The 13381-nt window shown below is 69.8% G+C and carries 10 protein-coding genes and 1 pseudogene; 9 read left to right on the top strand and 2 right to left on the bottom strand.

Annotated features, from left to right (window positions below):
* Positions 1-3: 3 nt before the first annotated feature.
* Complete coding sequence (locus tag WJ438_RS16070; protein WP_406725869.1) at positions 4-1107, bottom strand: response regulator transcription factor; 1104 nt, start codon at positions 1105-1107, stop codon at positions 4-6.
* A gap of 340 nt (positions 1108-1447) precedes the next feature.
* Here WJ438_RS16070 and WJ438_RS16065 point away from each other — a divergent pair, with 340 nt between their 5' ends.
* Together WJ438_RS16065 and WJ438_RS16060 are read left to right on the top strand one after the other, a co-directional pair.
* Positions 1448-2533 carry an S-(hydroxymethyl)mycothiol dehydrogenase gene (locus WJ438_RS16065; protein WP_406725868.1) on the top strand — a complete coding sequence of 362 codons (1086 nt, stop codon included), beginning with the start codon at positions 1448-1450 and terminating at the stop codon, positions 2531-2533.
* Positions 2530-3159 carry an MBL fold metallo-hydrolase gene (locus tag WJ438_RS16060; protein WP_406725867.1) on the top strand — a complete coding sequence of 210 codons (630 nt, stop codon included), beginning with the start codon at positions 2530-2532 and terminating at the stop codon, positions 3157-3159. Before WJ438_RS16065 ends, WJ438_RS16060 begins: the two co-directional genes overlap by 4 nt.
* Before the next feature lie 668 nt (positions 3160-3827).
* Here the strand turns inward: WJ438_RS16060 and WJ438_RS16055 are convergent.
* Positions 3828-4516 (bottom strand): annotated as a pseudogene (locus WJ438_RS16055) (class I SAM-dependent DNA methyltransferase).
* Positions 4517-4920: 404 nt separating this feature from the next.
* Here WJ438_RS16055 and WJ438_RS16050 point away from each other — a divergent pair.
* From WJ438_RS16050 to WJ438_RS16020, 7 genes are all read left to right on the top strand, one after another.
* Positions 4921-6216 carry a M20 family metallopeptidase gene (locus tag WJ438_RS16050; RefSeq protein WP_406729708.1) on the top strand — a complete coding sequence of 432 codons (1296 nt, stop codon included), beginning with the start codon at positions 4921-4923 and terminating at the stop codon, positions 6214-6216.
* A 195-nt stretch (positions 6217-6411) separates the two neighbouring features.
* Positions 6412-7467, top strand: coding sequence for a BMP family protein (locus WJ438_RS16045; RefSeq protein ID WP_406725866.1), 1056 nt, complete (start codon positions 6412-6414; stop codon positions 7465-7467).
* A 280-nt stretch (positions 7468-7747) separates the two neighbouring features.
* Positions 7748-8797 carry a BMP family protein gene (locus tag WJ438_RS16040; protein ID WP_406725865.1) on the top strand — a complete coding sequence of 350 codons (1050 nt, stop codon included), beginning with the start codon at positions 7748-7750 and terminating at the stop codon, positions 8795-8797.
* A 206-nt stretch (positions 8798-9003) separates the two neighbouring features.
* Positions 9004-10572 (top strand): ABC transporter ATP-binding protein, encoded by a 1569-nt coding sequence (locus tag WJ438_RS16035; RefSeq protein ID WP_406725864.1) that lies wholly within the window; start codon positions 9004-9006, stop codon positions 10570-10572.
* Positions 10572-11696: an ABC transporter permease gene (locus tag WJ438_RS16030; protein ID WP_406725863.1), complete on the top strand. Its 1125-nt coding sequence runs from the start codon at positions 10572-10574 to the stop codon at positions 11694-11696. The genes WJ438_RS16035 and WJ438_RS16030 overlap by 1 nt, the downstream gene beginning before the upstream one ends.
* The gene (locus WJ438_RS16025; protein ID WP_406725862.1) at positions 11693-12967 is read left to right on the top strand and encodes an ABC transporter permease; all 1275 of its coding nucleotides are present in this window, start codon (positions 11693-11695) and stop codon (positions 12965-12967) included. The genes WJ438_RS16030 and WJ438_RS16025 overlap by 4 nt, the downstream gene beginning before the upstream one ends.
* Positions 12964-13377, top strand: a complete 414-nt coding sequence (locus tag WJ438_RS16020) for a cytidine deaminase (protein WP_406725861.1) — start codon at positions 12964-12966, stop codon at positions 13375-13377. The genes WJ438_RS16025 and WJ438_RS16020 overlap by 4 nt, the downstream gene beginning before the upstream one ends.
* Positions 13378-13381: the final 4 nt, after the last annotated feature.

The following is a 13381-nucleotide window of genomic DNA, read 5'->3' as shown; positions in this document are numbered from 1 at the left end:
CGGTCACTGCCCCTCCCGGCCCCCGGCCGCCGAGCCTTGCTCGTACCCGTTCAGGGCCAGTGCTGCTGCCTCACCCCGTGAGCTGACCTCGAGTTTCCTCAGCACTCCGGTGACGTGGAACTTGACAGTGCTCTCGGTGATTCCGAGTTCGTCCGCGATGGCCTTGTTCCGCTTGCCCTGCGCAAGAAGGTGTAGAACCTCCTGTTCCCGTGCGTTGAGACTCGACAGCCTGGTCTCACCTGTCCGAACGGCCGGCGGGTCGAAAGGAAGGACGATGTCGGCCCGGCTCCCCCAGCCCGCCACGACGTCGATGCCGACCGTGGCGCCGAGCGTGCGTGCGCGGCCTTCGAGCTGGCGTGACAGCGTGCGCACATCCACGTTCCCGGATTCCTGCTCCCGCACGTCGATCCGCAGCGACGTGCCGTCACAGATCCAAGCGACGCGCAGGCGCGATGGACCCGGTTGCGCGGTGAAGGCCAGCACCGCGGTCCGTGTCATCGCGCGAGCGGCGTAGGCGACTTCTCCGGGCACCGGCCGCGCCGCCTTCGCCGGCGGCACGAATTCGACGCGCGCTTCGTGATGCTTGAGCATGTGCCGAATGTCCCTGCGCAGCTTCGTGAACGCGGCCGGGGCCGGTTCCTCGGACAGGGCCAGATCGGACTTCTGGGCGGAGCGCAACGCGACCAGCGCGACGGAGGCGGACTCGGTCGCGGCCACACGGGCACGGTGATCGTCGAGTGCGGTGGCGCGCAGCGTGTTCAGGATGGCCACCAGCGCACTCTCATGCGCCGTCGCCATCTCGGTGATGGTGCGGGCCCGCTCGCTGGAGGCCGCGCGCGACTCGGCAAGGTAGTCCGGGCTCGCCTGCGCGACCTGTTGGCTGATCGAGGTCGCGACGATCCCGAAGAGGGCCGACAGGGCGGCGGGTTGCGGGAGCCGCTTCCGGGAGGCGCGCGGCACGAGGACGAGCAGCGTGCCGACCGGGTCGCGGACGGCCCAGACGGTGCGGGTGGCCCCGCCGATCGCCGCCGTGGTGCTGAGCGGCTGACCGGGCTCGACAAGGGCCTTCAGCTGCTCGAGTTCGTCGATCGTGACCTTGTTGATCATTTCGGTCGCGCCGGTGACCTTTCGTGGCCGGCCAGTGCACTCCCTGGTGAAGATGATGAGCGCGGTGTGCGGCCACCGGTCCGACAAAAGGCGGGAGAACCGGCGTGCGATCTCGTGCAGCGGACCCTCGATGACCTCTCGCAGTGCGAGGAGATCCGTCTCCGGGGGTGCCTTCATGTCGAGCATTCCGCGCACCATAGCCGGTCCGGCCGCTGGCCGGAAGTCGAGGTTTCACTGGTCCGTCGCACAGGTCGCCCGTCCTTGGTGCGGAGCTAACGTCGTGGAGGGCATGCGCCGGTGCGCATGCCTTTCCGACCGACTGATGAAGGAACCAGCCCAGATGCCACAGCAGGTCCGCGGCGTGATCGCCCGTTCCAAGGGAGCTCCGGTCGAGCTCACCGACATCGTGATTCCCGATCCGGGACCAGGTGAGGTCGTTGTCGCGGTCGCCGCGTGCGGCGTGTGCCACACCGATCTGACCTACCGCGAAGGCGGTATCAACGACGACTTCCCGTTCCTCCTCGGACACGAGGCCGCCGGCACCGTGGAGAGCGTCGGCGAAGGGGTCGAGTCGGTGCAGCCCGGCGACTTCGTCGTCCTGAACTGGCGTGCCGTGTGCGGGCAGTGCCGGGCCTGTAAGCGCGGGCGTTCCCAGTACTGCTTCGACACGTTCAACGCGAGCCAGAAGATGACTCTGACCGACGGGACGGAACTCACCCCGGCGCTCGGCATCGGCGCTTTCGCGGACAAGACCCTGGTCCACGCCGGACAGTGCACCAAGGTGGACCCGTCCGTGGACCCCGCCGTCGCGGGTCTGCTCGGCTGCGGTGTCATGGCCGGCCTGGGCGCCGCCGTCAACACCGGCGGGGTGAGCCGCGGGGACTCGGTGGCCGTCATCGGCTGTGGCGGCGTGGGCGACGCAGCCGTCGTCGGGGCGCGGCTGGCGGGCGCATCGAAGATCATCGCGGTGGACCGGGACGAGAAGAAGCTGGCCTGGGCGGTCGACCTGGGCGCCACCCACACGGTCAAGGCCGGCGAGACCGACGTCGTCACCGCGATCGCCGAGCTGACAGGCGGGTTCGGCGCCGATGTCGTCATCGACGCGGTCGGCCGCCCCGAGACGTACCAGCAGGCCTTCTACGCCCGCGACCTGGCCGGCACGGTCGTCCTCGTCGGCGTGCCCACCCCGGAGATGAAGCTCGAACTGCCGCTCCTCGACGTGTTCGGCCGCGGTGGCTCCCTGAAGTCGTCCTGGTACGGCGACTGTCTGCCGGAGCGCGACTTCCCGATGCTCGTAGACCTGCACCTGCAAGGCAGGCTGCCGCTGGAGAAGTTCGTCTCCGAGCGCATCGCACTCGAAGAGGTCGAGAAGGCCTTTCACACCATGCACGCCGGCGAGGTGCTGCGTTCGGTGGTGGTCCTGTGAGCGGTCTGCGTATCGAGCGCGTGGTCACCTCCGGTGTCTTCGCCCTCGACGGCGGCACGTGGGACGTCGACAACAACGTCTGGCTCGTCGGTGACGACGACGAGGTCGTGATCGTCGACGCGGCGCACGACGAGCAATCGATCACCAAGGCGGTGGGAGACCGGAACGTGGTGGCCGTCGTGTGCACGCACGGCCACAACGACCACGTCACCGTCGCGCCGCAACTGTCCCGTGAGCTCCAGGCGCCGATCCTGCTGCATCCCGGCGACCGGGAGTTGTGGGAGATGACCCACCCGGGCCAGGCCTTCGGGCACGCGAGTGACGCGCAACGCGTCAACGTGGCGGGCACGGCACTCGAGGTGATCCACACTCCGGGACACTCTCCCGGGTCCGTCTGCTTGCACCTGCCCGAAGCCAAGGTGCTGTTCACCGGGGACACGCTGTTCTCGGGCGGCCCCGGAGCCACAGGCCGTTCGTTCTCCGACTTCCCCACCATCATCGGGTCCATCCGCGACAGGCTGTTCACGCTGCCTGAGGAAACCCGTGTCCACACCGGACACGGCGACGGCACCACGATCGGCGCCGAGGCGCCGTACCTGGCCGAATGGATCGCACGCGGACACTGAGCCGATCCCGGGCAGGGCGAAGACCGGCGACAGCGCCTTCGCCCTGCCCGAGGCCACCGACCAGTGGGACACCGCCGGCACCAGGAACGAACTGGTCGCCATGGAGTCCTTCAACGGCGCCGACCGCGGCGTCTTTTGACGTACGTCTCGTCGGCGGTGGAGTGGCCGCCCTCTCCGAGGACGATGAAGTTCTCCGAGGAGCAGGCCGGGCAGGGGACCTCGCACTCCTCTCCTTCACCCGGTCGAGGTGCTCGCCCCAGCCCTCGACTCCCACGAAGCTGAGCGAGGCCGACAGGAGCTGAACGTGGTTCAGGGAGTCATCGGCGAGGGCGGGGTCGCCCAGTGCTTCCTCTGTCGGCGCCAGCAGTTCGGCGATGTCGGCAGAGCGGGTGACGAAGGGATCCGCGACCTCGTCGCGGATGTCGCGACCGGCCACGATCCGGCCGGCCAGGTGGAGCGGCATGCGCCGTGCGGCAAGGGACCACTGCCGGGCCTTCTCCGCCGGTTCCGGCAAGTCGGCGCAACTGGCCGAGCAGACGCCGCCCTGGTGGTGCGGACGGGAGGCCGGAGCGTCCCGGCCCGGATCCCGCGGGTCCGGGCCGACTGCGTCGAGCAGGCCGGCGGCTGTCGGATTGCGGCGATCCGTGCCGCCCACGTGGACGCCCGCGTCAGTCCCGCGCCGTCTCCGGCCTGCGGGCCAGCAGCAGGGCGCGGGGGCGTTTCTCGTCGCCTGCCGGCTCCCGCAGGACCTGCGCGGTGAGTTCCAGGCCCGCCTTGGTCAGGTGGGCGATGACCGTGGCCGGGGAGCGCCAGTAGTAGTCCAGGGAGACGGTGCGGCCGAAACGTTCGTCCAGGTGCAGGCTGTCGTCCTCGTCGCCCGACTGGAAGGCGAGCAGGACCGGGGCGCCCGGTATCAGGAGGCGGTGAACTCGGCGAAGACGTCGGTGAGGTGGTCGTCCGGGACGTGAATGACCGAGTAAAGCGCCACGATGCCGCCCAGCGTCCCGTCCGGCAGGTCCAGCGAGGTCATCGAGCCCACGTGGAAACGCAGACCCCGGTGCGCCTCGCGGGCCAGGGCCACCATGCGCGGTGAGAGGTCGACCCCGAAGACCGGCACGCCGAGCCGGTGCAGCCGCGCGGTCACGTACCCGGGACCGCTGCCGAGGTCGGCGACCGGCGGCCGGGTGGTCCCCTCGGCCGTCCCGGAGGTCCGGGCGAGGTCGGCGAAGGCCGTGAGCAGGGCGCGTTCCAGGGGCAGACCGGCCAGTCCGTCGGCGAACCGGTCGGTGTAGTCGTCGGCGATGGCGTCGTACGAGACGCGGGTGGCGTGGAGGAACTCCGGCGGGTCGGCGCGCATGGCTCCGCACCCTATCGGCGGAATCCGCGGCCCCGGAGACGCTTTCACCCGTACGTACGCACGGACGGCGGCGGCGGTGGCGCGGGCGCGGTGTCCGTCACACGAACCGGTCGGCGTGCCTCGAGCGGTGTGTGGTACACCGAGGAGAGGTGAAGCGCGGTGAAACGAGTACCGGAAGACGGCGGAACGACGACGGAACCACAGCGGAACGGCCGCTGTGACCGACGTCACGCACCGGCGGGCCGGACAGCCTTACACTCCGTACCAAAGCCGCGAGTTTACCCATCCCGATGCACGGCTATGCGCGGGGCCGCCAGTTTTTCTTCCCCTGACGGGCTGATTTTTCTTGATCGGGGAGCAGCGGACCGTCCCGGCGTCCTACCCTTCAAAGGGTGAAGCAACTGATGTCACTGGAGTCCGAGGTCGATCTACCCGGAGGGGCGGTGCTTCCGGGCGCCCTCCCCGAGATTCTGCGCACCGAGCTCGTCGCGTTCCGGCGCGACCTGCATATGCACCCCGAGCTCGGCAACCAGGAGTTCCGCACCACCGCGGCGATCAAGGAACGGCTCGAGCGGGCCGGCCTCGCGCCGCGCGTACTCTCCGGCGGGACCGGGGTCATCTGTGACATCGGGGTGACGGACGGCACCGGCGTCGCCGCCGGTGTGCCCGTGGACATCGGCGCGGACCCGGGCATCGGCGTGGACCCGGACATCGGCGCGGACCCGGGCATCCTCGCCATGCGCGCAGACATCGACGGCCTGCCCATCCCCGACATGAAGACCGAGTGCCCGTACCGCTCCACCGTGCCCGACCGGGCGCACGCCTGCGGCCACGACGTGCACACCACCGTGGTGCTGGGCACCGGGCTCGTCCTCGCCGAACTGCACCGCCAGGGCCTGCTGCCCAGACCGGTGCGGCTGATCTTCCAGCCCGCGGAGGAGGTGCTGCCCGGCGGCGCCGCCGACACCATCGCGGACGGCGCGCTCGACGGGGTCGGGCGGATCATCGCCGTGCACTGCGACCCCCGGGTCGACGCCGGGCGGATCGGGCTGCGCCAGGGCCCCCTCACCTCCGCCTGCGACCGCCTGGAGATCGCCCTCGACGGCCCCGGCGGCCACACCGCCCGGCCGCATCTGACCACCGACCTGGTCACCGCCGCCGCCCGGGTCGTCACCGACGTGCCCGCCCTGGTGGGCCGGCGGGTCGACAGCCGCAGCGGGCTCGCCGTGACCTGGGGCAGGATCGAGTCGGGCCACGCGCCCAACGTCATCCCGCAGCACGCCGAACTCTCCGGCACCGTGCGCTGCCTCGACCTGGACACCTGGCGGCTGGTCCCCGACCTCGTGGTCGCCGCGATCGACGAGGTGGCCAACCTGCACGGCGCCAAGTCGGAGATCAACTACGTGCGCGGGGTCCCGCCGGTGGTCAACGAGGCCGGCGTCACCGAGCTCCTGCGGGACGCCATGATCGCCCGGCGCGGCTCGGAGTCCGTGGAGGACACCGAACAGAGCCTCGGCGGCGAGGACTTCTCCTGGTACCTGGAGCGGGTTCCCGGCGCCATGGCCCGTCTCGGGGTCCGCCCCCCGGGCGAGCGCACCGTGCGCGATCTGCACCAGGGCGACTTCGACGTCGACGAGCACGCCATCACCGTCGGCGTCGAGCTCTTCACCGCCGCCGCCCTGCTGGACGCCCTGCGCTGACTGCCCCGGTCCCCTCCCCTCCCCCTTCCGTCGCGTTCGCGTGCTTCGGGGGAGGGGCAGCGTGGTGCGCGTGCCGTCCCGGCGGCACGAATGGATAACGGCCCCGCGGTACCCCGTTCCCAGGAGTGTCTACGCGCGTTAATCTGCGCCGAACCAAGCACCCGATGCGGGGCTTTGCGGAATGGGGAACTTCAGATGCGTCGGATATCCAGACTGACTCGCGTCGCGGTGGGCGTCGCGTCGCTCGCACTCGCCGCCACGGCCTGCGGCGGCACCAGCAGCGACGGTGGCGACAGCGACAGCGGCAGCGCCAAGGAAGACCTCGGTCTCGCCATCGCCTACGACATCGGCGGCAAGGGCGACCAGTCCTTCAACGACGCCGCCTACGCGGGACTGCAGAAGGCCGAGCAGGAGTTCGGCTACAAGACCGCCGACATCGAGCCCACCGAGGGCGAGACCGACGCGGACAAGGAACAGCGGCTGGGCTCGCTGGCCAAGCAGGGCTACAACCCCGTCATCGGCGTCGGCTTCGCCTACGCGCCGGCGATGGAGGCCGTGGCCGCGAAGTACCCCGACACCACCTTCGGCATCGTCGACTCCGTGGTCGAGGGCAAGAACGTCGCCTCCCTCGTCTTCGCCGAGGAGCAGGCCTCCTACCTCGCCGGTGTCGCCGCCGCCAAGGCCACCAAGACGAAGACGGTCGGCTTCGTGGGCGGGGTGGACATCCCGCTGATCCACAAGTTCGAGGCGGGCTTCGAGCAGGGCGTCAAGGACACCGACCCGAAGGTCAAGGTCATCTCGCAGTACCTCACGCAGACCGCGGAGGAGGGCGGCTTCTCCAGCCCCGACAAGGGCAAGGCCGCCGCCGAGGGACAGATCGAGAAGAAGGCCGACGTCGTCTACCAGGCGGCCGGTCTCTCCGGACAGGGCGTGATCGAGGCCGCCGCCAAGGCGAAGGTCTGGGCGATCGGCGTCGACTCCGACCAGTACAAGCAGGAAGCCCTCGCCGGCTACAAGGACTTCATCCTCACCTCCGCCACCAAGGAGGTCGGCGGTTCGGTGTACGCCCTCGCCAAGTCCGTCGAGGGCGACAAGCCGCTGACCGGCACCCAGGTCTTCGACCTGAAGGCGGACGGTGTCGGCCTCTCCGAGAGCAACCCGAAGATGGCCGAGATCGAGGGCCTGACGGACGCCGTGGCCAAGGCCAAGGAAGGCATCGTCGACGGCTCCATCAAGGTCAAGTCGGAGTGATCGGCAGCAGGAGCCGGTAGGACGAAAGCGTCGGTCATCACACCGAACACTGGGCGGGCACCTGAACGGGTGCCCGCCCAGTGCGTCAACTCCCTTGCCCCGCAAGGCCACCCTTCGTTCGCGATCGGCAACGTCGCGACAGGGCGGGGAGGCGGGTTGGCCACGGGCCCATAACAAGGTGGACAGAAGGGTTTTCCCGGGAGGTCTACGCGCGTTAATCTGCGGCGAAGGCAGCGCCGTAGCCGAACCCGTCCGGCGCTTGTACGAAGGAGCACCACACATGCGCCGGTTTTCCCGGATCACGGTCGCAGGCGCAGCGACCGCCTCTCTGGCCCTCGCGCTCTCCGCCTGCGGCGGCACCTCGACCTCTTCCGGCTCGTCGGAGTCGAAGGGCGACAAGGGCATCGCCATCGCGTACGACGTCGGCGGCCGGGGTGACCAGTCCTTCAACGACGCCGCGTACGCCGGCCTGGAGCAGGCGAAGAAGCAGTTCGGCTACGAGACCCGCGACGTCGAGCCCACCGAGGGCGAGACCGACGCGGACAAGGAGCAGCGGCTGGGCTCGCTGGCCAAGCAGGGCTACAACCCCGTCATCGGTGTCGGCTACGCCTACGCCGCCGCGGTGAAGGGTGCCGCGGAGAAGTACCCGGACACCACCTTCGGCATCGTGGACGACGCCACCGTCGAGGCCGACAACGTGGCCGACATGGTCTTCTCGGAGGAGGAGGCGTCCTACCTCGCCGGTGTCGCCGCCGCCGAGACCACCAAGACCGACGTCGTGGGCTTCGTGGGCGGGGTGGACATCCCGCTGATCCACAAGTTCCGGGCGGGCTTCGAGCAGGGCGTCAAGGACACCGACCCGAAGGTCAAGGTCATCTCGCAGTACCTCACGCAGACCGCGGAGGAGGGCGGCTTCTCCAGCCCCGACAAGGGCAAGGCCGCCGCCGAGGGACAGATCGAGAAGAAGGCCGACGTCGTCTACGCGGCGGCCGGTCTGTCCGGTCAGGGTGTCATCGAGGCCGCCGCCGCCAACAAGGTCTGGGCGATCGGTGTGGACTCCGACCAGTACAAGCAGGAAGCCCTGGCGAAGCACAAGGACTGGATCCTCACCTCGGCGATGAAGGACGTCGCCAAGTCGGTGTACAAGCTGGCGCAATCGGTCGAGGACCGCAGTCCCCGGACCGGTATCCTCAAGGGCGATCTGAAGTCGGGTGAGGTGAGCCTGTCGAACTCGAACCCGAAGTTCGCGGACAACGCCAAGCTCCAGGACGTCCTCGAGACGGCCAAGAAGAAGATCATCAGCGGCGAGATCAAGGTCAAGTCGAGCTGAGCCCGCAAGTCCTGAGCAACGTGTAACCCATGGGGTTGCCACCGCTCGACGGGGCGCGGGGAGTATGCTCCCCGCGCCCCGTCGGTTCGGTGTGCCGCCCCCTTTGATGCCGTCGGGGCGCTACGCGCGTAGACGACCCCCGTCCCCAGGAGTACGCCATCAACGCGTCCAGCAGCCCTCCGGCCGGAGCTGCGGTCAACGAATCGGTGACCGCCGTCGAGCTCGCCGGGATCACGAAGCGTTTCCCGGGCGTCGTGGCCAACCACGACATCCACCTCACGGTCCGCAAGGGCACCGTGCACGCCCTCGTCGGTGAGAACGGGGCCGGCAAGTCGACGCTGATGAAGATCCTTTACGGCATGCAGAAGCCGGACGAGGGCACCATCGCGATCCACGGCGAGAAGGTCGCCTTCTCCTCGCCGGCCGACGCCATCGCCCGCGGCATCGGCATGGTCCACCAGCACTTCATGCTCGCCGACAACCTCACGGTCCTCGAGAACGTGGTGCTCGGCAGCGAGAAGCTGTACGGCATCGGCGCGAAGGCCCGCCGCAGGATCAAGGAGATCTCCGAGCGCTACGGCCTCGGTGTACGCCCCGACCTGCTGGTCGAGGAACTCGGTGTCGCCGCCCGCCAGCGCGTGGAGATCCTCAAGGTCCTCTACCGCGGCGCCACCACGCTGATCCTCGACGAGCCCACCGCCGTTCTCGTCCCGCAGGAGGTCGACGCGCTCTTCGACAACCTGCGCGAGCTCAAGGCGGAGGGCCTGTCGGTCATCTTCATCTCCCACAAGCTGGGCGAAGTCCTCTCCGTGGCCGACGACATCACCGTCATCCGCCGCGGTACCACCGTCGGCACCGCCATACCCGCCGAGACCACCTCGCGCCAGCTGGCCGAGATGATGGTCGGCAGCGAACTGCCGACGCCTCAGACCGCCGAGTCCACGGTCACCGACCGCGCGGTGCTCACCGTCGACAAGCTGCGCCTGGTGGCCCCCGGCGGCAAGGCCCTGCTCGACGACATCAGCTTCACCATCCACGAGGGCGAGATCCTCGGCATCGCCGGCGTCGAGGGCAACGGCCAGACCGAACTGGTCGACGCGCTCATCGGTCTGCGGACCGCCGACTCCGGCGTCATCCGGCTGGCCGGCGAGGAGATCACCGGCTGGACCACCCGCCGGCGGCGCGAAGAGGGCATCGGGTACATCCCCGAGGACCGGCACCGCCACGGGCTGCTCCTCGAATCCCCCCTCTGGGAGAACCGTATCCTCGGCCACGTCACGGAGAAGCCCAACGCCAAAGGCGCCTGGCTGGACCTGAAGGCCGCCCAGGAGGACACCCGCCGCATCGTCGAGAAGTACGACGTGCGCACCCCCGGCATCGACGTCACCGCCGCCTCCCTCTCCGGCGGCAACCAGCAGAAGCTGATCGTCGGCCGCGAGATGAGCCACCGGCCCCGCTTCCTGATCGCCTCCCACCCCACCCGTGGTGTGGACGTCGGCGCGCAGGCCGCGATCTGGGACCACATCCGGGAAGCGCGCCGCGAGGGCCTCGCCGTTCTCCTGATCTCCGCCGACCTGGACGAGCTGATCGGTCTGTCCGACACCCTCCGGGTGATCTACGACGGCAAGCTGGTCGCGGGCGCCGACCCCGCGACCGTCACCCCGGAGGAGCTCGGCACCGCCATGACGGGTGCGGCCACCGGACACCTCGAACACGAAGAGACCCCCGAGACCCGGGCCTACGCCCCCGAGTCTCTGGAAGACGAGGCCCGCTGATGAAGAAGTTCGACAAGGAGCGTGTGCTCCTCGCGGTGGCCGGCCCGGTCATCGCGCTCGCCGTGGCCTTCGTGCTCAGCGCGATCGTGCTGCTGGCCTCGGGCAAGAGCCCGGTCGAGCCGTTCGCCCTGATGTTCGAGCAGGCGACGTTCTCCGACATCCAGGTGCTGATCATCAACCAGGCCTCGATGTACTACATCGCGGCCCTCGCGGTGGCCATCGGCTTCCGGATGAACCTCTTCAACATCGGTGTCGACGGCCAGTACCAGCTCGCCGCCATGATGGCCGCCATCGTCGGCGCCCACGCCAACCTGCCGGCCGCCCTGCAGATCCCGCTGCTGCTCCTCACCGCCGTGTTCACCGGCGCCTTCTGGTCCGGCATCGCCGGTGTCCTCAAGGTCACCCGCGGGGTCAGCGAGGTCGTCGCCACGATCATGCTCAACGCGATCGCGACGTCCGTGATCGGCTACCTGTGGCTGCCGACCGTCTTCGGCGTCAAGGTCGGCAACAACAACACCACCGGCGTGATGCACGAGTCCGGCTGGGTCCCCGGCATCGACATGGGCGAGGCCGGCGAGATCTACGGCCTGGTGATCCTCGCCGTCCTGCTCGGCATCGGCTACTGGGTCGTCCTCAACCGCACCCGCTTCGGCTTCGACCTGCGCGCCTCCGGCGCCTCGCAGACCGCCGCCGCGGCCAGCGGGGTCAACCCCAGGCGCATGGTGCTCAGCGCCATGCTGATCTCCGGCGGCCTCGCGGGTCTCGCGGGTCTGCCCATCCTGCTCGGCGACACCCACACCTACAGCCTGAACTTCCCGACCGGCATCGGCTTCCTCGGCATCGGCATCGCCCTGCTCGGCCGCAACAGCCCGGTCGGCATCGCCTTCGCCGCCGTGCTGTGGGCCTGGCTCGACAAGGCCTCGCCCGAGCTGGACTTCCACGGCTACGACAAGGAGATCGCGGTCATCATGCAGGGCCTGATCGTGCTCTCGGTCGTCGTCTCCTACGAGGCCGTCCGCGAGTGGGGCCTGCGCCGCCAGCAGCGCCGGGTCGGCGCGGAACTCGCCGCGGGTCACGTCCTCGGCGCCGACAACAACACCACGAAGGAGGTGGCTGGCCGATGACCGCCCCGACCACAGCGACCGACGTCAACCAGCCCTCGCTGCAGCCCGCGGCGCCCACCGGCCGCCGCATGTCGTGGCCCGTGCTGCTGCTGGTCATCGCCGGAGCCCTGGCCCTGGTCTCGTTCGTCCGCCTCGTCACCGGCGCGAACGGCATCACCAACGTCAGCCAGATGTCCACCGCCCTCCAGCTGGCCGTGCCCATCGGCCTCGCCGGACTCGGCGGTCTGTGGGCCGAGCGCGCGGGCGTCGTCAACATCGGTCTCGAGGGCATGATGATCCTCGGCACCTGGTTCGGCGCCTGGGCCGGATTCCAGTGGGGCCCGTGGACCGGCGTCCTCGTCGGTCTCCTCGGCGGCGCCCTCGGCGGCCTGCTGCACGCCTTCGTCACCGTCACCTTCCACGTCAACCACATCGTCTCCGGTGTGGCCATCAACATCCTCGCCCTCGGCGCCACCCGCTACCTCGCCCCGCTGGCCTTCGAGGGCCACCAGGGCGGTTCCGCCAAGCAGTCCCCGGCGATCGAGTCGCTCGGCCACTTCACCGTGCCGGGGCTGTCCGACGGACTGCGCGACCTCAACGACAAGGGCTGGTTCTTCGTCTCCGACATCGCCGGCCTGCTCGGCGGGCTGGTCACCAACGTGTCCTGGCTGACCCTCATCGCCCTCGCGCTCGTCCCCGCGACCTGGTGGATCCTCTGGCGCACCGCCTTCGGCCTGCGGCTGCGCTCCTGCGGCGAGAACCCGGTCGCCGCCGAGTCCCTCGGCGTCAACGTCTACAAGTACAAGTACATCGCCGTGATCATCTCCGGCGCCCTGGCCGGCCTCGGCGGTGTCTTCCTGTCCATCGTCGCCAATCCCTTCTACCTGGAGGGCCAGGTCAGCGGGCGCGGCTACATCGGCCTCGCCGCGATGATCTTCGGCAACTGGATGCCGGGCGGCCTCGCCATCGGCGCCGGGCTCTTCGGCTACACCGACAGCCTCAACCTGCGCGGCGGCTCCGCCAACGTGCACGCGCTGCTGCTGCTCGGCGCGCTGCTGCTGGTCATCGGCACGATCTGGCTGGTGGTCCGCAAGAAGTACGTGCACGCGGTCGTCACCCTGGTCGTCGGCGCCCTCGTCTACGCCTGGTACGCCGGCACCAACGAGGTCCCCAACCAGGTCGTCTCCGCCACGCCGTACGTCATCACCCTGGTCGTCCTCGCCCTGTCCGCACAGCGGCTGCGCATGCCGAAGGCGGACGGACTGCCCTACCGGAAGGGACAAGGCGGATGACCCCGCCCGAGGCCACCACGACCGACACCGACTGGGAGGCCCTGCGCGCGGTCGCGCGCGAGGCCATGTCCCACGCGTACGTCCCGTACTCGGGCTACCCGGTCGGCGCCGCCGCCCTGGTCGACGACGGACGCGCGGTCTCCGGCTGCAACGTCGAGAACGCCAGCTACGGGCTCGGCCTGTGCGCCGAGTGCGGGCTGGTCTCGGAGCTGCACCGCACCGGGGGCGGCCGGCTCACGCACTTCACCTGCGTGGACGGGAACGGCGAGATCCTCGTCCCGTGCGGCCGGTGCCGGCAGCTGCTGTACGAGTTCGGCGGCCCCGGACTGCTGCTGGAGACCCCGGCGGGCATCCTGCCGCTGTCCCGGATGCTGCCCCAGGCCTTCGGCCCGCAGCACCTCGCCAAGTAACTCC

Source organism: Streptomyces sp. GD-15H, assembly GCF_045291515.1.
In the GTDB taxonomy this organism is placed as follows: Bacteria; Actinomycetota; Actinomycetes; order Streptomycetales; family Streptomycetaceae; genus Streptomyces.
This window is presented reverse-complemented; position numbering and strand designations above follow the sequence as displayed.